Below are 20622 nucleotides of genomic sequence, written 5' to 3'. Positions count from 1 at the left end.
CGGACCAGCCTAGGCGCCCGCGCCCACACCCACGGCGATCGCCGCCCCACCCCAGGCGAGCGCGACGACGAGCGCCGCGAACAGCTCCACGAGGATCGTCAGACCGGTCGCCTGCATCGCCGCGACCGTGGCCCGCCACGCCGGCGCGTGCTCGGCCAGCCGGTACCGCTCGGCCAGGTAGGTGCCGCCGACGAACCCCACGACGAGCCCCACCACCGGGATGACGAAGAACCCGACGACCCCGAGCACGCCGCCGACCAGCAGGCTCCGGTTCGGCACCCCGCGGGCCTTGAGGAACCGACCCGCGACCAGGTACTTCACCACCTGCGCGCCCGCCGTGACGACGACCGCGACCACCACGACCGTCCAGCCCGGGCCGCCCCGGGTCACCAGGCCCCACACGAGCACCGCACCGCCGACCAGCGTCGAGCCCGGGATCACCTGGATCACCGCACCCACCAGCCCGACGAGCACCACGACCCCGACCACGAGGTCGAGCCAGAGCTGGCCGCTCACACGCCCGGCTCGGTCGGCGGGTCGTCGTCCTGCGGGACGAGGTCGAGCACGAGCCAGGCGACGTCGCGCCAGGCGTCGAGCTTCCAACCGACCTTGGGGTAGAGAGCGACCTGCGTGAACCCGAACGCCCGGTGCAGCCCGATGCTGGCCTCGTTCGGCACCGTGATGCCCGCCATGAGGCGGCGGTACCCCCGGGCCCGCAGCCGCGGGACGAGCACCTCGTAGAGCGCCCGCCCGGCGCCGCCCCCACGGGCGTCGGCGGCCACGTAGACGCTCGCCTCGGCCGACCAGCGGTACGCCGGTCGGGCCGCGAACGGACCGCCGTACGCGTAGCCGACCACCGTCGCGGGGTCGTCCGCCCGGGCCAGCACGAGGTAGGCGTACCGCGCCTGCGCCTTGGCGATCCGCTCGGCCATCTGCTCCGCGGTCGGCGGCACCTCCTCGAAGGAGATCGCCGTCCCGGTCACGTACGGGGCGTACACCGCCGCACAGGCGGCGGCGTCCTCGACGGTCGCGTCGCGGACGACCCAGCCCTGCGCGCTCAGCGCCACATCACCGCGATCACCACGTTGACGAACGTGAGACCCGCGACGGCGCCGACGAGCGGGGTGCCGGCCTTCTCCCGCCGACCGCCCCACCAGACGAGCGCGCACACGACGAGCGCGACGACCAGCTTGACGATGAGCTTGGGCCAGATCACCGGGTCGTCGGCCGTCGCGGTCGCCCCGGCGAGCACCGCGAGGATGAGGCCCGTGAGCAGCGCGGTGAGCGCGCCGTGCAGCACACCCTTCGCGATGAGACCCGACCGCATGTTGACCAGGGTGCCGCCGAGCACGATCGCCCAGCCCAGCAGGTGGAGCACGACGAGGACGCCGAAGACGATGGACATGGCAGCAGCCTAGGGTCCGGCGCCGCCGCCAGGCTCACAGCAGACGGCGCGCCGCGGCCCACCGGGTCAGCTCGTTGCGGTTGGACAGCTGCAGCTTGCGCAGCACCGCCGAGACATGGGTCTCCACCGTCTTCACCGAGATGAACAGCTCACCGGCGACCTCCTTGTAGGAGTAGCCGCGCGCGATCAGCCGCATGACCTCGCGCTCCCGCGCCGATAGCCGGTCCAGCTCGTCGTCGGTGGTCGCCACGTCCCCGACCGACGTGCCGAACGCGTCGAGCACGAACCCCGCCAGCCGAGGTGAGAACACCGCGTCGCCGCCGGCCACCCGCAGCACCGCGTCCGACAGGGTCGGGCCGTCGATCGCCTTCGTCACGTAGCCGCGGGCACCGACCCGGATCACCGAGACCACGTCCTCGGCGGCGTCCGAGACCGACAGCGCGAGGAACCGGGTGACGTCGAGCAGGTCGGTGCAGCCGCGCACCACCTCCGCACCGCCGCCGCCGTCACCACCGGGCAGGTGCACGTCGAGCAGCACGACCGAGGGGTGCAGCTCGTGCACGGCCCGCACCGCACCGTCGACGTCGGCCGCCTCGCCGACCACCCGCACCCGCGCGTCGAGCGAGGCCCGCACCCCCGCCCGCACCAAGGCATGGTCGTCCACCAGCAGGACGCTCACCGGCTCGTTCATGACGACTCCTCCGTCGGGTCCCCGCTCGTGGGCATCACCAGGTGCACCTCTGTGCCGCGCTGCGCCGAGGATGTCACCTGAGCCGTGCCGCCGCGGCGGCGGACCCGTCCCAGGATGGACTCACGGACCCCGAACCGGTCGGCGCCGATCGCCTCGAGGTCGAAACCCTCGCCCCGGTCCCGCACGAAGACCTCGAGCGCATCGTCCCGCACCTCGAGGTAGAGCGAGACCGGCGGGTGCCCGTGGGTCACCGCGTTCACCAGGGCCTCGCGGGTGGCCTGCAGCAACGCGACCGAACCGTCGTCCGGCGGCCGGTCACCGACCACGACGACGTCGACCGCCACCGGCCGACCGTCCGGCCCGGTGCGGGTGTCCTCCACCTCGGCGACCACCGCGCGCAGCCCCGCCGCCACCGAGGTGGACGGGGCCGGACGGTCGGCGTACAGCCACTCGCGCAGCTCGCGCTCCTGGGCCCGGGCCATCCGGGCGACCTCGGCCGAGTCGTCGGCGTGCGCGCGGATGAGCGCGAGGGTCTGCAGCACCGAGTCGTGCAGGTGCGCCGCGATGTCCGCACGCTCGGACTCCCGGGCCCGCGCGGTGCGCTCGTCGCCCAGCTCACGCATGAGCCGCAACCACCACGGCGCGAGCACCAGCCCGACCCCCGCGATCACCGACAACGAGGCGACCACCGCCTGGGCGAGCACCCGCGGCGCCAGGCCCTCCCCCGCGACCTGGCCCACGACGAGGACCACGCCCACCCCGGCGAGCAGCACCCCGCCGAGCACCGCGAGCACCGGGGCCGGGGTCCGTCCACCGGCCACCCGCTGCAGCCGGCCGCGCTGGGCGGCGTCGAGCTGCGACCAGGCCAGCGCCAGCCCGCCGAGCAGGAACAGCAGCGGCAGGACCCACCGGGTGTCGACGGCCACCCCGCGACGCAGCGCCACCAGCAGCACGGCCCCGGCCAGCATGAGCAGCGCGATGCCCACATCCGTGACCGGCAGCCGGCGCCCCGGCTCGACGAGCGACTGCCGGGCCGCCAGCCGGGACATCGCCGCCGGGCGGGTCGTGGACGGGTCGTCCGGGTTGCCGGTCGGGACCGTCACCCACCAGAACAGGTAGAGCCACAGCCCGACACCGGCCGGCAGCACCAGCAGCACGAACGCGAGCCGCACGGCCGGCACCGGCAGCCGCAGGTGCGCGGACAGGGCAGCGGCCACACCCCCGACCCACCGTCCGCGCATCGGACGCAGCAGAGGTGGGCGGACGGGGACGACGCCGACGCTGCTCACCTGCTGATCGTCACACGTCGGGCCGCCCCCGGGCGCCGACCGAGGGACCGGTCAGGGGCAGGTTCAGGGTCCGCTCAGGGACCAGCCCGATGCCCGCGCCCGTGGCGACGGACGACGATCGAGCCATGGACACCACCTCGGACCGGACGCCGCCCGGCGGCCCCGCACCCGCCCCACCCACGCAGAACGGCTTCTTCGGGGCGATGCGCCGCATCGGCGTCGCGCGCACCGACGACCGGTGGGTCGGCGGGGTCTGCGCCGGGCTCGCGCACCGGTTCGGCCTCGACCCGCTGCTCGTGCGGGCCCTCGTCGCGGTGAGCGTGCTGCTCGGCGGGTTCGGCCTCGTGCTGTACGGCCTGGGCTGGGCGCTGCTGCCCGAGGCCCGCGACGGCCGCATCCACCTCGAGGAGACGCTCGCCGGACGGTTCGACGTGGCCCTGCTCGGGGCCGTCGGCCTGGTGTTCGTCGGCATCGGGCGGGGCGGCACGTGGATCACGCCGTGGCACGTGCCGGGCGCCGTGCAGGGGCTCGGCTGGCTCGTGCTCATCGGGCTGGCGGTGGCGCTCGTCGTCTCCGCCGTGCAGCGCTCGTCCGGGACCAACCGCCCGCCGACCAGGTACGGCCCGTTCCGGGCCGGCGAACCCACCGGCCCCTCGGCCCCATCCGGGACCTACGGCCCCTTCACCGCACCGAGCCCGGCCGCCACGTCCAGCGGCTGGTCCTCGACCGCGGCCGCACCGCCGCCGCCCGGCACCGGCGCACCGCACACCACCAGCCAGGAGACCGTCGTGCCCGACGCACCCACCCCGCAGAGCCCCGAGACCGGGGACGACACCTCGACCCCCGCGGCACCCGGCACGGACGACACCCTCGTCACCCCGCCGCCGGTGTGGACCGCCGAGCAGCCGACCGCCGCATGGGGGCCCGCACCAACCGGCGCCGGCCCGACCGCGACCGGTCCGACCGGCTGGCAGCCACCGCCCGCACGCGCACCGCGCCGCCTCGGCCCCGGCCGTCCGACCACCGGTGTGGTCGTCGCGCTGTCCCTGCTCACCCTCGCCGGCCTGCTGCTGGCCGACCGCACGGGTCACCTCGTCGGCCCCGTGGGTCTGCTGGCCGCTGGTGCCGCCGTCGTCTGGGCCGGTCTGGGGATCATCGTCGCGGGGCTGCGCGGCCGCCGCGGCGGGGTGCTCTCGACGCTCGCCGTCATCGTGCTCCTCGTCGCCTGGCCGTTCAGCGCCAGCTCGCACTGGTGGAGCACCGGGTACCGGTCGGGTGACCAGACCGTCCACGTCACCGACGTGGACGCCGCGCAGAAGGGCGTGCACCTCGGCTACGGGAAGACCGTGGTCGACCTGTCCGACCTCGACCTGCACGGCCGCACCATCGCCGTCCCCGTCGACCAGGGAGCGGGTGACCTCACGATCGTGCTCCCGGCCGACGCCGGGCTGGACGGGTCGTTGTCGGTCGGTGCCGGCTCCCTGCGGTGGGACGTGGCGGACCAGGGCGGCAACGCCAGCGGCGTCGGCCTCAGCCGCACCGTGACCGTGACCGGCACCGACGGGACCCTCCGGCTCGACGTGAGCGTCGGGGCCGGCAACCTCACCCTCGAGCAGGAGGCAGGACGATGAGCAGCACCCCCACCCCGCAGGACGTCACCACCGACCGCGGCCCCCGGGTCTCCACCGTCGTCTGGGGGCTGGTGGTGACCGCGCTCGGCGTGGTCGTCCTCGCCACCGCCGCCGGGGCCCGGATCGACCTGGGGCTGGCAGCCATCGTGCTGCTCGCCGGCGCCGGGGTCGCGCTGCTCATCGGCTCGCTCGCAGCGGCCGGACGGCGCGGCCGGTCCCGGGACTGACCCCTGGTCCGCCCCCGCGCAGGGGCAAGCGGACCGCACGGAGACAACCGGCCCAGACCGAGGCACCGGCCCGCACCGGGGGAACCGACCCCCGTGCGGGCCGGTGCCGTGCCGTCAGCTCGCGAGCGCCGCGATCGCCCGGGCCCGGCCGTACTGCTCGCGGGCCGACCCCAGCACGTCGGCCCAGTCGAAGGCCGGGACCACCTCGCGGTTGTGCCCCTTGAACCGGGCCAGCAGCTCACCGTCCCGGGCCAGCCGCACGATGGCGGCCACCATCGCCTCGTCGTCGTCGACCAGCAGGCCGTCGACCCCGTCCCGGACGAACTCGGCCAACCCGGTACCGGCCCGTCCGACCACGACGAGACCCGCGGCCCGGGCCTCCAGCGCCGCGATGCCGAACGCCTCGAGCTCGGCGGGTGCGAGGAAGACGTCCGCGTCGGCGTAGCGCTCGTGCACCGCGGCACGGTCGATCCGCCCGGTGAGCTCGACCGCCCTGCCCAGCCCCAGGTCGAACACCGCCGACCGGACCCGGCTCAACGAGGGCCCGGCCCCGATGAGGGTCAGCCGCAACCGGTCGGGCGGCAGCGTCCGCGCCGCGCGGGCCACGATCTGCACCAGCGGGACCGCACGTTTGCGCGGCGCCATCCGCATTGTCGCGACCAGGCGCAACGGACCGTGCTCACCCGAGCGTCCCGACCCCGGTGCCGGGCGCCACGACGCCATGTCCAGCCCGTTGCGCAGCACCTCGACCGGGGCGTCGAACACGTCGGCCACCCGTCGGGCGGCGGCGGCGCTCACCGCGGTGAGTGCCGCGGGGACCCGGTTCCACGACGTCGTGCGGGCTCCCAGGCGCAGCGCCGGGATCATCCCGTCGAGCATGCAGTGCCACGTGATGACGGTCGGCAGGCCCGAGGCGATGGCCAGCCGAGCACCGTCGAACGCGAACGGCGAGACCATCCCGGCGTGCACGTGAACCACATCGGGCAGCACGTCCCCGAAGCCGGAGCGCAGCAGCTTGGGTCCGGACATCGGGTTGACCGGCACGTCGAACGGCAGCCGGGCACCCATCCGGTGCACCCGCACCCCGTCGCGAAGCTCGACCTGCCCGCCGTGCGCGCCGTCGGCCCCGGGCGTGGCGGTGAACACGTGCACCTCGTCCCCCGAGGCCGCCTGCCGGGCAGCCAGGTCACCGACCTGCGACTCGATGCCACCGGTCCGCGGCGGGTAGCAGTCGGAGACGTGGACGACGCGCACGGGGTCAGTCAGCCGCCGTCAGCCGGGCGACCGCATCGGCGTGCACGCGTCGCTCCAGGATGAACGACATCACCGGCACGACGCCCGCCGCGGCCATCGTGACCAGCCGCCCGAGCGGCCAGCGCATCGCCGACCAGAGCTGGACGACCGTGACGAGGTAGATCACGTAGATCCAGCCGTGCGCCACCGCCACCCAGGTGCCGATCACCGGCGAGTGGTCGCCGTGCACGTTGACCACGTACTTGAGGACGAGCTCCAGGCACAGCAGCAGGAGCATCGTGCCCGTGACGTACGCCATCACGCGGTAGCGCGCGAGCGCCCCTGCAGCCTTCTGCGACACGCTCACTCCCACTCGATCGTGGCCGGCGGCTTGCTGGTGACGTCGAGCGTCACCCGGTTGATCTCCCGCACCTCGTTGGTGATGCGGGTCGAGATGGTCGCGAGCACGTCGTACGGCACACGCGTCCAGTCCGCGGTCATCGCATCCTCGCTGGACACGGGCCGCAGCACCACCGGGTGGCCGTAGGTGCGGCTGTCGCCCTGGACGCCGACGCTGCGGACATCGGCGAGCAGCACGACGGGGCACTGCCAGATGTCGCGGTCCAGCCCGGCGGCGGACAGCTCGGCGCGGGCGATCGCATCGGCAGCGCGCAGGATGTCGAGCCGCTCGGCGGTGACCTCGCCGATGATCCGGATGCCCAGGCCCGGGCCGGGGAACGGCTGGCGCCACACGATCGCCTCGGGCACCCCGAGCTCGAGGCCGACGGCGCGCACCTCGTCCTTGAACAGCGTGCGCAGCGGTTCGACGAGCTCGAACTGCAGGTCGTCCGGCAGCCCGCCGACGTTGTGGTGGCTCTTGATGTTGGCCGCGCCCTCACCGCCGCCGGACTCCACGACGTCCGGGTACAGCGTGCCCTGGACCAGGTACTTCACGGGCTCGCCGCCCTCGCCGACGATGTCACGCGCGGCGTCCTCGAAGACCCGGATGAACTCCCGGCCGATGATCTTGCGCTTGGTCTCCGGGTCGGTGACCCCGGCCAGCGCGGACAGGAACCGCTCCCGGGCGTCGACCGTGACCAGCCGCACCCCGGTGGCCGCCACGAAGTCCTGCTCGACCTGCTCGACCTCACCCTGGCGCAGCAGCCCGTGGTCGACGAAGACGCAGGTGAGCTGGTCGCCGACGGCCTGCTGGACGAGCGCCGCCGCCACCGAGGAGTCCACCCCGCCGGACAGCGCGCAGATCACCCGGGCCGACCCGACCTGGGCGCGGATCGCCGCGACCTGCTCGGCGATGACGCTGCCGGCCTTCCAGTCGGGCGCGAGCCCCGCACCGCGGTACAGGAAGTTCTCCAGGGTGGCCTGGCCGAGCGGGGTGTGCTTGACCTCGGGGTGCCACTGCACGCCGTACAGGTGCCGGTCCGCGTCCTCGAACGCGGCCACCGGGGCACCGGCCGTGCTGGCGAGCACCTCGAAACCGGGCGGCGGGGTGCGCACGGCGACCCCGTGGCTCATCCAGACCTGCTGGGCCTGCGGGGAGCCGTCCAGCAGCGTGCCGTCGACCGCGACCGCGACCGGGGTGTGGCCGTACTCACCGGTGGCCGCGGCGTCGACGTCCGCGCCCAGCGCGTGCGCCATCGCCTGGAAGCCGTAGCAGATGCCGAGCACGGGCACGCCCGCGTCGAACAGCGCCGGGTCGACGGCCGGTGCGCCGGGTTCGTACACGCTCGCCGGACCACCGGACAGGATGATCGCGGCCGGGTCCTTGGCCAGCAGCTCCGCCACCGACAGCGTGTGCGGGACGATCTCGGAGTACACGTGCGCCTCACGCACACGGCGGGCGATGAGCTGGGCGTACTGGGCCCCGAAGTCGACGACGAGAACCGGGCGGGCGGCGGGTGACGTCACCGGCACAGGATAGTCGCCGGTCGCCGCCGGTACCGGCCGTCCCACCGCCCGGGCCCGCGCACCACCGGCCCGCCACGGATGTACGGCACGCTGGGGCGGTGACCATCGAGGTGTCGGCGTACTCACCCGCGTGGCCGGACCAGTTCGCGCTCGCGGCGGGCCGGCTGGCGCAGGCGCTGCAGGACGTGCCCCTGGTCGCGATCGAGCACGTGGGTTCGACCGCCGTGCCCGGCCTGCCGGCCAAGCCCATCCTGGACATCGACGTGATCGTCGGGCGTGCCGCGGTGCGCGCTGCGACGACGCGGCTCGAGGCGGCGGGCTACGTCCACCGCGGGGACCTCGGGCTGACCGACCGGGAGGCCTTCGACGCCCCCGACGACGACCCGCCCCGCCACGTCTACGTGTGCGTCGAGGGCACCCTGCACGTCCGCAACCACCTGGCCGTCCGGGACGCGCTGCGCCGGGACGCCGCCCTCCGGGAGCGGTACGGCGCCGTCAAGCTCGCCCTCGCGGCCGAGGACGGCATGACCCTCGCCCGGTACGTCGCGGGCAAGTCCGCGGTGCTGCAGGAGGTCCTCGCCGGGTCCGGTCTGACGGCGGCCGAGAAGGCGCTCGTCCTGCGCCTCAACGCCGCGCCCTGAACGGCCCGACCGGGCCTGCCGTGCCCCGCCCGGTCCGGTCGGACCGGTCGCGCCCGCGCCGGGGTCGTCAGCTCGGCGACGGGCGCCCGACGAAAAGGGGTCGGCCGATGTCGGACCCCGGGCCTACCGTGGACTCCCGTGCGCTCCCTCCCCCTCCCCGACCCCGGAACCCCACCACTGAGCGGACCGGCTGCCTACCTCGCCTGGATCGCACGTCGCCAGTGGGGCATCCTCACCGTCTCCGTGCTGCTGGGGATGACCGGGTTCTTCGCCCAGGCGATCACACCGTCGCTGGTCGGCCGCGCGGTCGACGCCGGGCTCACGCACGGGCTGGGGCCGGACGTGTGGCGCTACGCCGGGCTGATGGCCGGCCTCGGACTGGTCTCCGCGGTCGCCAACGCGATCGGGCACCGGTTCGACGTGCAGAACTGGCTGCGGGCCTCATACACCGCGTCCGAGCATGTCGGCGCCACGGTGGCCCGGTCGGGTGAGTCCATCACCACCGAGCTGCCGACCGGTGAGGTCGTCTCAGCCGTCGCGAACGACGCGCTGCGGGTCGGCGAGCTGTACGCGACCGCGGCGAGGTTCGTCGGCTCGTTGGTCGCCTACGGTGTGGTCGCGGTGCTCATGCTGCGCATCTCCGTCCAGCTCGGGCTCGTCGTGCTCATCGGGCTGCCGCTGGTGGCGGGCACGCTCAGCCTGCTGGTCCGCCCGCTGCAGGCCCGCCAGCGCGCCCAGCGCGAGGCCAACGGGCACCTCACCACGCTCGGCTCGGACACGGTGACCGGGCTGCGGATCCTGCGCGGCATCGGCGGCGAGGACGTGTTCACCGCCCGGTACGCCGCGCAGTCCCAGGACGTGCGCCGACGCGGCGTCCAGGTCGCGCTCACCCAGTCGTGGCTGGACGGTCTGCAGGTGCTGCTGCCCGGGCTGTTCGTGCTCGCCCTCGTGTGGCTGGGCGCCCGGATGGCCATCGACGGCACGCTGAGCCCGGGCCAGCTCGTGACGACCTACGGCTACGCGGCGTTCCTCGCGTGGCCGGTGCAGATCGCCACCGAGATGCTGCAAGCAGCCACCCGGGCCACCATCGGCGCCCGCAAGGTGCTGGCCGTGCTGCGGGTGCGCCCCTCCACCGTCGACCACGAGTCGACCGCACCGATGCCACCGGTCGACGCCGAGCTGCACGACCCGACCAGCGGTGTGGTGCTCGAACCCGGCCGCGTCGTCGGTCTGGTGAGCGCCGACCCGGACGCCTCCGCGGCGATCGCGGTGCGGCTCGGCCGGTTCGACGACGAGGCCGAGGCCGGCACCCCCGTGCTGCTGGGTGGTGTGCCGCTGGCCGACCTGCCCAAGGAGCAGCTGCGCCGTCGGGTCCTGGTCTCCACCAGCACCCCCGCCCTGTTCAGCGGTCCGCTGCGGGAGGAGCTCGACGTGCGCGGCACCGCCGACGAGGCCGCGCTGGCGGCTGTGGTGGAGCTGGCGGACGCGGCGGACGTGCTCGACTCGGTGCCCGACGGGCTCGACGGTGCTCTCGACGAGAAGGGACGGTCGCTGTCCGGTGGCCAGCGCCAGCGCCTCGCACTGGCCCGCGCCCTCCTGGTGGACGCCCCCGTGCTCGTCCTGGTCGAGCCGACCAGTGCGGTCGACGCGCACACCGAGGCCCGGATCGCCGCCCGGCTGGCCGACCACCGGCGCGGCCGGAGCACGCTCGTGGTGACGGCCAGCCCGCTCATCCTCGAGCACACCGACGAGGTCCAGCTCCTCGTCGACGGCGTGCTGGCCGCCCGCGGCACGCACGAGGACCTGCTGTCCGGCGCCGCCGGCGAGCAGGTGGCCGCCGTCTACCGCTCGGTCGTCGGGCGGCAGATGGACGACGAACCCGCCCTCACCGGGGCGGGCCGCACAGCCGACGGCTCGGCAGGAGACCACGCATGAAGCTGCCCATCGCCGACGCACCCCAGGTGCGCGCCTACGCCGCGGGGCTGTTCGCCCGCAACCGACGCCCCCTGCTCGCGATCGCCGCACTGCACACCGGCGCGGCCATCGCGGGTCTGGCCGGTCCCTACCTGCTGGGCCGCATCGTCGATGCCGTCACGGCCGGGACGGCCGCCCGGGTGCTCGGGCCGTACATCGCCATCGGGCTGGTCGCCGTGCTCGCCCAGACCCTGCTGGTGCGGTTCGCCTCCCGCACGTCGATGGTCTTCGGCGAGCGGGTGTTCGCCGAGCTGCGCGAGGAGTTCATGGCCACGGTCACCGCGCTGCCGCTGTCCACGGTCGAACGGGCCGGCACCGGCGACCTGGTGACCCGGACGACCAACGACATCAACAAGCTGCAGCACGCGGTGCGGTTCGGCGTGCCGCGCGTCATCGTCGCGGTCTCGACCATCACGCTCACCGTGACCGCGTGCGTGGTGCTGTCCCCGCTGGTCTCGATCGCCCTGTTCACCGGGGTCCCGCTGCTCGTCGTCGTGGTGCGCTGGTACCTGCGCCGGGCCACCCCGGCCTACCTGCGCGAGGCGGCGGCCTACGCCACTCTCAACGGGACGATCACCGAGTCGGTCGAGGGCGCGACCACCATCGACGCGCTGGGTCTCGGCCCGCGCCGGCACCGGCGGGTGCGAGCCGACCTGCACGAGGCGTTCGAGGCTGAGTCCCGCACCCTCGACCTGCGCACGGTGCTGTTCCCCGGGGTCGACCTGGCATTCGTGCTGTCACCCGCGGCTGTGCTGGTGTGGGGCGCGTTCCTCGTCTCGAACGGGCACGCGACCCTCGGTGCCGTCACGTCGATCCTGCTCTACGCCTACCAGATCACCGGTCCGGTGTGGGAGCTCATCTTCTGGCTCGACGAGATCCAGGTGGCCGTCACCGCGCTCGCCCGGGTCATCGGGATCCAGCGGGTCGAGCCGGACCGTGCCGTGAGCGGCGAGCGCCCCACCGACGAGGAGGTGGCCGCACGGTCGCTGCGCTACGCCTACCGCGAGGGCCACGACGTGCTGCACGACATCGACCTGGACCTCGTGCCGGGCGAGCGGCTCGCCGTGGTGGGCCCGTCCGGTGCCGGCAAGTCGACCCTCGGCCGGATGCTCGCCGGGGTGCACCCGCCCACCGGCGGCCGGGTCACCGTCGGCGGTGTGCCGCTGGTCGACCTGCCGCTCGACGAGCTGCGCGGTCATGTCGCCCTCGTCACCCAGGAGCACCACGTGTTCGTCGGGACGGTGGCCGACAACCTGCGGCTCGCCGCCGCCGAGGCCGACGACGAGCAGCTGGTCGACGCGTTGCGCGCCGTCGACGCCTGGGACTGGGTGGCCGCCCTGCCGCAGGGGCTCGAGACGCTCGTCGGCTCGGGCGGGGCGACGCTCAGCCCGGCGCAGGCCCAGCAGCTCGCGCTCGCCCGGCTCGTGCTGCTCGACCCGCACACGCTCGTGCTCGACGAGGCCACGAGCCTGCTCGACCCGCGCGCGGCCCGGCACCTCGAGCAGTCGCTGTCGGCGGTGCTCGCAGGGCGGACCGTGGTGGCGATCGCGCACCGCCTGCACACCGCGCACGACGCGGACCGGGTGGCCGTGGTGCAGGACGGCCGGATCGCCGAGATCGGCCCGCACGAGGAGCTCGTGGCCGCCGGCGGCGACTACGCCCGGCTGTGGCGCTCCTGGCAGCACGAGTAGCAGGACCAGCAGCAGGCAGGCCCCGCGGGCGGGTCAGTCGCCCGCAGGGCCTGCCTGCTCTGCCGGTCCAGCTGGCCCGTCGGCTCCCGCGGGTCCGTCCGGCTCCGACGGCCCGACGGGCCTGTCAGCTCCCTCACTCACACCGTCGCGCGACTCGTCGCGCACCGCGCGCCACCACACGACGAGGGCGAAGGCGGCGAAGATCCACCACTGCGCGGCGTAGGCCAGGTTCTGCAGGTTGAGGCCCGCCCCGGTGCGCGTCGGCACGTCGAGCAGCGTGAGCCCGCCCGGTTGGCCGGGGTCGGACTCGGCGAGCACGAGGTACCCCGTCCAGATGGGCCCGCTCCACGTGGTGAGCAGCTGTCCCGGGCTGATCGCCTCGGAGCGCCCGTCCGTGATCGTGCCCGCCGGGGCCTCCCCCGCCTGCAGGTAGCCGACCAGGTGCACCGGGCCGGACGGCGGCGGCGCAGCCTCGCCCTGGTTCGCGGGGACCCAGCCGCGCACCACCGGCAGCACGGCCTGCTCCCCGTCGACGTCGACGCGCAGCGGGGTGAGCACGAGCGACCCGACGACGCCCGCGTGCACCCGTCCGGTGACGAGCAGCTGGCCGTCCGGCTCGTACGTCCCGGTCACCTCGACCTTGCGCCCGACGAGCCCGCCGGTGAAGGACGTCTGCGGGGCGAGGACCTGCTGCAGCGGGACGGGGTCGGCCGCCACCAGTGCGGCGACCCGACGCTGCTCGGCCTGGGCGCCGTGCACCTGGGCGCGGTCCAGCTGCCAGATGCCGAGCCGGGCGCACACGGCGGCGGCCAGCAGCAGCACCGCGAGCAGCCCCAGCATCCGGGGGCGACGTGCGACCTGCCAGAACGGCTCGGCCTGCGCGTCGGACACGTCTCACCGTACCCCGGCCGTGCCCAGGGTCCGGCGAGCATGGCCCTACCCCAGCACATCATTCATGGGACGATATGGGACCAACGTTCCGTGCACGCATGCGCCGGACGCGGTTCGATGGGACAGGTGCGGTAGCGCTCGCATGCGCTCCGCGCCTCGCGGTGCCCCCGTCCGTGGGTCGCCCGACCACCACCCACCGGGTCGCCGACGACCCGAACTGTCCGGAGGCGAGCACGATGACCGATACCGCCACCTCGAAGATCCCCACGACCTGGCGGGCCGCGACCCCCGCCCCCGACGAGGCCACCCTCGCCAGGATCGACAAGTGGTGGCGAGCCGCCAACTACCTGTCCGTCGGGCAGATCTACCTGCTCGACAACCCGCTGCTGCGCGTCCCGCTCACCCGCGACCACGTCAAGCCGCGGCTGCTCGGCCACTGGGGCACCACGCCGGGCCTGAACTTCCTGTACGCGCACCTCAACCGCGCGATCGCCGCCCGTCAGCAGGACACCATCTACATCATCGGCCCCGGCCACGGCGGTCCCGGGCTGGTCGCCAGCGCCTACCTCGACGGCACCTACACCGAGGTCTACCCCGACATCACCGGGGACGAGGAGGGGCTGCGCCGCCTCTTCCGCCAGTTCTCCTTCCCCGGCGGCATCCCCAGCCACGTCGCCCCCGAGACCCCCGGCTCGATCCACGAGGGTGGCGAGCTCGGCTACGCGCTCTCGCACGCCTACGGCGCCGCGTTCGACAACAAGGACCTGCTGGTCGCCGCGATCGTCGGCGACGGCGAGGCCGAGACCGGCCCGCTGGCCACCAGCTGGCACTCGAACAAGTTCGTCAACCCCGCCCAGGACGGCGTCGTGCTGCCGATCCTGCACCTCAACGGCTACAAGATCGCCAACCCGACGGTGCTCGCCCGGATCAGCGACGACGAGCTCACCGACCTCATGCGCGGGTACGGGCACAAGCCGTACGTCTTCGTCGGCGGGTTCGACGACGAGCCCGCGCTGGAGACCCACCGCCGGTTCGCCGCCCTGCTCGACGAGGCGCTCGACGACATCGCGGCCATCAAGGCCCGGGCTGCCACCGGGGACCTCACCCGCCCGATGTGGCCGATGATCGTCTTCCGCACCCCCAAGGGCTGGACCGGCCCGGCCACCATCGACGGCAAGAAGACCACCGGCAGCTGGCGCGCCCACCAGGTGCCGCTGGCCAGCGCCCGGGACACCCCCGAGCACCTCGCCGTGCTCGAGACCTGGCTGAGCTCGTACCGCCCCGCCGAGCTGTTCGACGAGACCGGTGCGCTCGACGCCGACATCGCGGCCCTGGCCCCGGCCGGTCCGCTGCGGATGAGCGCCAACCCGCACGCCAACGGCGGCGAGCTGCTGCACGACCTGCGGCTGCCCGACTTCCGTGACTTCGCGGTCGACGTCCCCGCCCCCGGCGCCACCCTGTCCGAGGCCCCGCGGGTGCTCGGCGAGTACCTCACCGAGGTGATCCGGCGGAACCCCGACAACTTCCGCATCTTCGGCCCCGACGAGACCGCGTCCAACCGGCTGCAGTCCGTCTACGAGGTCACCGACAAGCAGTGGAACGCCGAGTTCGAGGGCCCCGAGGTCGACGAGCACCTGGCCCGCGCCGGACGCGTCATGGAGATGCTGTCCGAGCACCAGTGCCAGGGCTGGCTCGAGGGCTACCTGCTCACCGGCCGGCACGGGCTGTTCACCAGCTACGAGGCCTTCATCCACATCGTCGACTCGATGGTCAACCAGCACGCCAAGTGGCTCAAGGTGACCAACGACATCCCGTGGCGCCGGCCCATCGCGAGCCTCAACTACCTGCTGTCCAGCCACGTGTGGCGCCAGGACCACAACGGCTTCTCGCACCAGGACCCGGGCTTCATCGACCACGTCGTCAACAAGAAGGCCGAGGTCGTCCGCGTCTACCTGCCGCCGGACGCGAACACCCTGCTCTCGACGTACGACCACCTGCTGCGCAGCCGGCAGTACATCAACGTCGTCGTCTCGGGCAAGCAGCCGGCCCCGAACTTCCTCACGATGGAGCAGGCCGTCAGCCACTGCACGCGCGGGCTCGGCATCTGGGAGTGGGCCGGCACGGAGCAGCCCGGCAAGGAGCCCGACGTCGTGCTGGCCTGCGCCGGTGACGTGCCGACGCTCGAGGTGCTGGCCGCCGTCGACATCCTGCGCCGCGAGCTGCCGCAGCTCATGATCCGCGTCGTCAACGTCGTGGACCTCATGCGCCTGCAGGACGCCCGCGAGCACCCGCACGGGCTCACCGACCGAGAATTCGACACGATCTTCACGGCCGACCGCCCGATCGTGTTCGCCTACCACGGCTACCCGTGGCTCATCCACCGCCTCACCTACCGCCGCAACGGGCACTCCAACCTGCATGTTCGCGGGTACAAGGAGGAGGGCACGACCACCACCCCGTTCGACATGGTGATGCTGAACGATCTGGACAGATTCCACCTCGTGATCGACGTGATCGACCAGGTCCACTGGCTACGCTCGTCGTACGCCGGGCTGCGACAGCGCATGGTCGACGCGCGGATCGAGGCACGTGAGTACACCCGGACGTACGGGGAGGACATCCCCTCGGTCCGGGACTGGGTCTGGCCCGACGCCGGTGACGCCGCGGCGCCCGCCCAGGTCGACGCCGCCTTGTTCACCGGTGGGGACAACGAGTAGTCCCGCCGCACCACCCGACATACCGAGGAGTCAGCCGACCGTGGCCCGCACCATCTACCTGACCGCTCCCGAGGGCGACACGGGCAAGTCCGTGATCGCCCTCGGGCTGCTCGACCTGCTCACCCGCAACGTGCAGCGGGTCGGGGTGTTCCGGCCGATCGCACGTTCGACCGAGCAGCCCGACTGGGTGGTCGAGCTGCTGCTGGGGCACGAGGGGATCGACACCAAGTACGACGACGCCATCGGCGTCACCTACGAGGAGGTCATCGCCGACCCGGACGGCGCGCTGTCCACGATCGTCTCGAGGTTCCACGACGTCGAGCGCGCCAACGACGCGGTCCTCGTCGTCGGCACCGACTACACCGGTCTGATCGGGCCCACCGAGCTGGCCTACAACGCCCGGATCGCGGCCAACCTCGGCGCCCCCGTGGTGCTCGTCGTGCGCGGCCTCGGCCGTTCGCCCGAGGAGATCCACCAGGTCGCCGAGGTGGCCGCGGCCGAGATGCACGCCAACCACGCCCAGGTGGTCGCGGTCATCGCGAACCGGTGCGAGCCGTCCCAGCTGCACGAGATCGGCGAGCGGCTGGTCGGCGACGTGCCCGGCTGGGTCATCCCGGACGACATCCCGCTGTACGCCCCGACGCTGCGCCAGGTGATGGATGCCGCCGACGGGACCCTGCTGTCCGGTGACGAGCAGCTGCTGTCGCGCTCGGTGCTCGACATCGTCGTGGCGGGGATGGGCGTCGACCACCTCATGACGCGGCTCACCGAGAGCTGCCTGGTCATCGTGCCGGGCGACCGCTCGGACGCGATCCTGGGCACCCTGCTGGCCCACCAGGCGGAGAACTTCCCGTCGATCGCCGGGCTGCTGTTCAACGGCGGGATCCTGCCGGCACCGACCATCTCGACGCTCATCGAGGGCCTCGGCAGCCGGCTGCCGCTCATGCGCAACAACCTGGGCACCTTCAAGTCGGCCCAGGCCGCCGCGAGCGCCCGGGGCTGGTTGACCCGGGACGCCCAGGGCAAGGTCGACACCGCCCTCGCGCTGTTCGAGAAGCACGTCGACACCACGCAGATCATGCAGGCGCTCGACCTGCCGCGGCAGCAGGTCGTCACGCCGCTCATGTTCGAGTACGAGCTGCTGGAGCGGGCCCGCAACGACCGCAAGCGGATCGTGCTGCCCGAGGGCAACGACGACCGCATCCTGCGCGCGGCCTCGACGCTGCTGCGCCGCCGGGTCGCCGACCTCACCATCCTCGGCGACGAGGTCGCGATCCGCGGCCGGGCCACCGAGCTGGGCCTGGACCTGGACGCGGCCGACATCATCGACCCCAAGGCCGGCCAGCTGCTCGACAGGTTCGCCAAGGAGTACACCGAGCTGCGCAAGCACAAGGGCATGACGGAGGACCGGGCGCGCGAGATCGTCGCCTCGGTCTCCTACTTCGGCACGATGATGGTCGCCGACGGTCTGGCCGACGGCATGGTGTCCGGTGCCGTGCACACGACGGCGCACACCATCAAGCCGTCGTTCGAGATCATCAAGACCGCACCCGGTACGAGCAACGTGTCGTCCGTCTTCCTCATGTGCCTCGAGGACCGCGTCCTGGTCTACGGCGACTGCGCCGTCATCCCGGACCCGACGGCCGAGCAGCTCGCCGACATCGCGATCTCCTCGGCGGCCACGGCGGCCCAGTTCGGCATCGAGCCGCGCATCGCGATGCTCTCCTACTCCACCGGCGACTCCGGTTCGGGGGCGGACGTGGAGAAGGTGCGCGAGGCGACGGCCCTGGTGCGCGAGCGCCGCCCCGACCTGTCGGTCGAGGGCCCGATCCAGTACGACGCCGCGGTGGACGCCTCGGTCGCCAAGACCAAGCTGCCGGACTCCCAGGTGGCCGGCCGCGCGACGGTGTTCGTCTTCCCCGACCTCAACACCGGCAACAACACCTACAAGGCGGTGCAGCGCTCGTCCGGCGCCGTGGCCGTCGGACCCGTGCTGCAGGGCCTGCGCAAGCCGGTCAACGACCTGTCGCGCGGGGCCCTCGTCCAGGACATCGTCAACACCGTCGCGATCACCGCCATCCAGGCGCAGGCGGTCGCCGCCCAGGAGGCCGCCAAGTGACCACCCTCGTCCTCGTCATCAACTCCGGCTCGTCGTCGATCAAGTACCAGCTCGTCGACGTCGAGTCCGGCAACCCGCAGGCCAGCGGCATCGTCGAGCGGATCGGCGCGCAGGACGGCCGGGTGACGCACAAGGGCCCCGACGGCAAGCACAGCGTCGAGCTGCCCGTGCCGGACCACGAGATCGGCATGCAGATCGTGCTGTCCCAGTTCGCCGAGCACGGCCCGGTGCTGGACGCGGCGCACCTCACCGCGATCGGCCACCGCGTGGTGCAGGGCGGGTCGCTGTTCGACGGCCCGGCCCTCGTCGACGACGACGTGCTCGCCAAGATCAAGTCGCTGTCGCCGCTGGCGCCGCTGCACAACCCGGCGCACCTGCAGGGCATCCTGGCCGCCAAGCACGCCTTCGGCGCCGTGCCGCACGTCGTGGTCTTCGACACCGCCTTCCACCAGACGCTGCCGCCCGCGGCGTACACGTACGCGCTGGAGAAGGAGATCGCGAAGGCACACTCGGTGCGTCGCTACGGCGCCCACGGCACCTCGCACCTGTACGTCTCGCGCGCGGCCGCGGAGTTCCTCGGCAAGGATGTGACGGAGCTCAACACGATCGTGCTGCACCTCGGCAACGGGGCCTCGGCGACGGCCGTGCGCGGCGGGCGCTCGGTGGAGACGTCGATGGGCCTCACGCCGCTCGAGGGCCTGGTCATGGGCACCCGCTCGGGTGACCTCGACCCGGCCGTGCTCGTGCACCTGTCGCGGACCGCCGGCTACTCGATCGACCAGCTCGACTCGATCCTCAACCGCCGCTCGGGGATGCTCGGGCTGTGCGGGCACACCGACATGCGCGACGTGAACGAGGCCGCGGACGCCGGTGACGAGGACGCCCTGCTGGCGCTCGAGGTCTACTACCACCGCATCCGCGGCTACGTCGGCAACTACTACGCCCAGCTCGGGCACGTCGACGTCATCGCGTTCACCGCGGGGATCGGCGAGAACGACGACCGGACGCGTGCCGGTGCGCTGCGCGGGCTCGCCGAGCTCGGCATCGAGGTCGACCCGGAGCGCAACGCCGGCAGCAAGTCGGAGCCGACGGTCATCTCCCCCGACGGCGCACGGGTCACGGTGCTCGTCGTGCCGACCAACGAGGAGCTGGAGATCGCGCGGCAGGCGGCGACGCTCGTCGGCGCCTGACCTCCTAGGCACCAGGTCGGTGGCCCCGTCCCCCTCGGGGGTCGGGGCCACCGGCACGTGAGGCGGTCAGGACGTCGGCCGGGTCCCCCGCCCGACGCGCAGCACCCGGCCGACGACATCCGCCCGCAGCGCGCCGGCGATCTCGCCGAGCACGGCCGGGGCACCGGCGCCGCGCACCACCTGGACGTCGGTCACGTGGTCGACCAGCGTGCCCAGGTCGGGTCGGACCGGCAGGACGCCCGGACGTCCGGTGGCGACGACATCCGCGCGCACGTCGTGCGGGCGCGCACCGGACGTCGCGCCCGCCCCCGCACCGGGCGCGCAGAGCAGCGCGAGGGGCATCGGGCCGGTGGCGTTCATCGCGGCGACCGCCTCGTCGTCGGAGGCGACCTGGTCGAGCACGACGAGCGGTCCGGCGGTCGGCACGTCCCGCGCCCCGGCCTCGGCCGGCACGTCCGCGAGCACCGTCGGGGCGTAGAACAGCGGACCGCAGGCGAGCAGCGGCTCGGCCCCGGTGAGCACCCGGGCACCCATCCCGGCGGCCTCGGCCACCAGGTCACCGACCTGCTGCAGCTGCTCGGCGTCGGACAGCGACCCCACCTCCGCGCGGTAGTCCAGCCCGGCGCCGGCCACGAGCGCGTCGGTGGCCTCGACGAACGCCTCCTCGAACGCCTCGGCGACCTCCCGGTGCACGACGACACGCCGCACCGCCAGCGCCGACCCGTCGAAGCAGCGGCTCGCCAGCGCGGCCGCGGTCGGGGCCACCGGGGCGTGCGCCGGCACGTAGGCCGCCACGGTGCCGGTGGTCAGCCGGTTGACCGGCACCTGCAGGTGGCCCGCGAGCACGGCGAGCTCGCGCCCGGCCGCAGTCGCCGGCATCAGCGAAGCTGAGGTGGTACGCCGCCTCATCAAGCGGCACCGGCCGGAAGCGGCGCCGAAAGGTGACCGAGCCGCGAGTGCGACAGTGGCGGTGTTCGCCCTCTACGAGGGTCACCGG

Annotated in this window: 18 protein-coding genes; 8 read left to right on the top strand and 10 right to left on the bottom strand. The window is 73.6% G+C overall.

Annotated elements, in window-relative coordinates; all coding sequences use genetic code 11:
• Positions 1 to 9: 9 nt before the first annotated feature.
• From F2B26_RS04350 to F2B26_RS04330, 5 genes are read right to left on the bottom strand one after another with little or no spacing between them, the layout of a single operon-like run.
• On the bottom strand, positions 10 to 516 hold the full coding sequence (locus F2B26_RS04350; RefSeq protein WP_159806812.1) for a DUF456 domain-containing protein: 507 nt from the start codon (positions 514 to 516) through the stop codon (positions 10 to 12).
• The gene (locus F2B26_RS04345) at positions 513 to 1067 is read right to left on the bottom strand and encodes a GNAT family N-acetyltransferase (RefSeq protein WP_235929496.1); all 555 of its coding nucleotides are present in this window, start codon (positions 1065 to 1067) and stop codon (positions 513 to 515) included. The genes F2B26_RS04350 and F2B26_RS04345 overlap by 4 nt, the downstream gene beginning before the upstream one ends.
• The gene (locus F2B26_RS04340; protein WP_159806810.1) at positions 1058 to 1405 is read right to left on the bottom strand and encodes a hypothetical protein; all 348 of its coding nucleotides are present in this window, start codon (positions 1403 to 1405) and stop codon (positions 1058 to 1060) included. Before F2B26_RS04340 ends, F2B26_RS04345 begins: the two co-directional genes overlap by 10 nt.
• Before the next feature lie 34 nt (positions 1406 to 1439).
• On the bottom strand, positions 1440 to 2096 hold the full coding sequence (locus tag F2B26_RS04335; protein ID WP_159806808.1) for a LuxR C-terminal-related transcriptional regulator: 657 nt from the start codon (positions 2094 to 2096) through the stop codon (positions 1440 to 1442).
• Positions 2093 to 3385 carry an ATP-binding protein gene (locus tag F2B26_RS04330; protein WP_438939162.1) on the bottom strand — a complete coding sequence of 431 codons (1293 nt, stop codon included), beginning with the start codon at positions 3383 to 3385 and terminating at the stop codon, positions 2093 to 2095. The genes F2B26_RS04335 and F2B26_RS04330 overlap by 4 nt, the downstream gene beginning before the upstream one ends.
• Before the next feature lie 125 nt (positions 3386 to 3510).
• Here F2B26_RS04330 and F2B26_RS04325 point away from each other — a divergent pair, with 125 nt between their 5' ends.
• Together F2B26_RS04325 and F2B26_RS04320 are read left to right on the top strand one after the other, a co-directional pair.
• Positions 3511 to 5016 carry a PspC domain-containing protein gene (locus tag F2B26_RS04325; protein ID WP_159806806.1) on the top strand — a complete coding sequence of 502 codons (1506 nt, stop codon included), beginning with the start codon at positions 3511 to 3513 and terminating at the stop codon, positions 5014 to 5016.
• The gene (locus F2B26_RS04320; protein ID WP_159806804.1) at positions 5013 to 5243 is read left to right on the top strand and encodes a hypothetical protein; all 231 of its coding nucleotides are present in this window, start codon (positions 5013 to 5015) and stop codon (positions 5241 to 5243) included. The genes F2B26_RS04325 and F2B26_RS04320 overlap by 4 nt, the downstream gene beginning before the upstream one ends.
• Positions 5244 to 5357: 114 nt before the next feature.
• Here the strand turns inward: F2B26_RS04320 and F2B26_RS04315 are convergent, their stop codons facing one another.
• From F2B26_RS04315 to guaA, 3 genes are read right to left on the bottom strand one after another with little or no spacing between them, the layout of a single operon-like run.
• The gene (locus F2B26_RS04315; protein WP_159806802.1) at positions 5358 to 6497 is read right to left on the bottom strand and encodes a glycosyltransferase family 4 protein; all 1140 of its coding nucleotides are present in this window, start codon (positions 6495 to 6497) and stop codon (positions 5358 to 5360) included.
• 4 nt (positions 6498 to 6501) lie between these two features.
• Positions 6502 to 6849 carry a DUF3817 domain-containing protein gene (locus tag F2B26_RS04310; protein ID WP_235929495.1) on the bottom strand — a complete coding sequence of 116 codons (348 nt, stop codon included), beginning with the start codon at positions 6847 to 6849 and terminating at the stop codon, positions 6502 to 6504.
• Complete coding sequence (gene guaA, locus F2B26_RS04305) at positions 6840 to 8402, bottom strand: glutamine-hydrolyzing GMP synthase (protein WP_159806800.1); 1563 nt, start codon at positions 8400 to 8402, stop codon at positions 6840 to 6842. Before guaA ends, F2B26_RS04310 begins: the two co-directional genes overlap by 10 nt.
• A gap of 98 nt (positions 8403 to 8500) precedes the next feature.
• Between guaA and F2B26_RS04300 the strand changes: the two genes are divergently transcribed.
• The 3 genes from F2B26_RS04300 (at position 8501) to F2B26_RS04290 (ending at position 12708) form a co-directional block, all read left to right on the top strand.
• A complete protein-coding gene (locus F2B26_RS04300; protein WP_159806798.1) occupies positions 8501 to 9043 on the top strand; it encodes a GrpB family protein in 543 nt (180 codons plus the stop codon).
• 138 nt (positions 9044 to 9181) lie between these two features.
• Complete coding sequence (locus tag F2B26_RS04295; protein ID WP_159806796.1) at positions 9182 to 10978, top strand: ABC transporter ATP-binding protein; 1797 nt, start codon at positions 9182 to 9184, stop codon at positions 10976 to 10978.
• Positions 10975 to 12708 carry an ABC transporter ATP-binding protein gene (locus F2B26_RS04290; protein WP_159806794.1) on the top strand — a complete coding sequence of 578 codons (1734 nt, stop codon included), beginning with the start codon at positions 10975 to 10977 and terminating at the stop codon, positions 12706 to 12708. The genes F2B26_RS04295 and F2B26_RS04290 overlap by 4 nt, the downstream gene beginning before the upstream one ends.
• A gap of 33 nt (positions 12709 to 12741) precedes the next feature.
• Here the strand turns inward: F2B26_RS04290 and F2B26_RS04285 are convergent, their stop codons facing one another.
• Positions 12742 to 13599, bottom strand: coding sequence for an SURF1 family protein (locus F2B26_RS04285; protein WP_235929494.1), 858 nt, complete (start codon positions 13597 to 13599; stop codon positions 12742 to 12744).
• 236 nt (positions 13600 to 13835) lie between these two features.
• Here F2B26_RS04285 and F2B26_RS04280 point away from each other — a divergent pair, with 236 nt between their 5' ends.
• Genes F2B26_RS04280 through F2B26_RS04270 form a run of 3 tightly spaced genes read left to right on the top strand, consistent with a single transcriptional unit; the run spans position 13836 to position 19625 of the window.
• A complete protein-coding gene (locus F2B26_RS04280; RefSeq protein WP_159806792.1) occupies positions 13836 to 16316 on the top strand; it encodes a phosphoketolase family protein in 2481 nt (826 codons plus the stop codon).
• Positions 16317 to 16356: 40 nt separating this feature from the next.
• Positions 16357 to 18435, top strand: a complete 2079-nt coding sequence (gene pta, locus F2B26_RS04275; protein WP_159806790.1) for a phosphate acetyltransferase — start codon at positions 16357 to 16359, stop codon at positions 18433 to 18435.
• Complete coding sequence (locus F2B26_RS04270; protein WP_159806788.1) at positions 18432 to 19625, top strand: acetate/propionate family kinase; 1194 nt, start codon at positions 18432 to 18434, stop codon at positions 19623 to 19625. The genes pta and F2B26_RS04270 overlap by 4 nt, the downstream gene beginning before the upstream one ends.
• Before the next feature lie 66 nt (positions 19626 to 19691).
• Here the strand turns inward: F2B26_RS04270 and F2B26_RS04265 are convergent, their stop codons facing one another.
• Positions 19692 to 20504 (bottom strand): aldehyde dehydrogenase family protein, encoded by an 813-nt coding sequence (locus tag F2B26_RS04265; protein ID WP_159806786.1) that lies wholly within the window; start codon positions 20502 to 20504, stop codon positions 19692 to 19694.
• Between the last annotated feature and the right edge of the window lie 118 nt (positions 20505 to 20622).

This window comes from Cellulomonas citrea, assembly GCF_009829685.1.
In the GTDB taxonomy this organism is placed as follows: Bacteria; Actinomycetota; Actinomycetes; order Actinomycetales; family Cellulomonadaceae; genus Cellulomonas; species Cellulomonas citrea.
This window is presented reverse-complemented; position numbering and strand designations above follow the sequence as displayed.

Coding starts and splice junctions, on each gene's coding strand:
- F2B26_RS04340 (WP_159806810.1), bottom strand. CDS start 1,405: ATGTCCATCGTCTTCGGCGTCCTCGTCGTGCTCCACCTGCTGGGCTGG.
- F2B26_RS04335 (WP_159806808.1), bottom strand. CDS start 2,096: ATGAACGAGCCGGTGAGCGTCCTGCTGGTGGACGACCATGCCTTGGTG.
- F2B26_RS04325 (WP_159806806.1), top strand. CDS start 3,511: ATGGACACCACCTCGGACCGGACGCCGCCCGGCGGCCCCGCACCCGCC.
- F2B26_RS04320 (WP_159806804.1), top strand. CDS start 5,013: ATGAGCAGCACCCCCACCCCGCAGGACGTCACCACCGACCGCGGCCCC.
- F2B26_RS04290 (WP_159806794.1), top strand. CDS start 10,975: ATGAAGCTGCCCATCGCCGACGCACCCCAGGTGCGCGCCTACGCCGCG.
- F2B26_RS04280 (WP_159806792.1), top strand. CDS start 13,836: ATGACCGATACCGCCACCTCGAAGATCCCCACGACCTGGCGGGCCGCG.
- F2B26_RS04265 (WP_159806786.1), bottom strand. CDS start 20,504: ATGCCGGCGACTGCGGCCGGGCGCGAGCTCGCCGTGCTCGCGGGCCAC.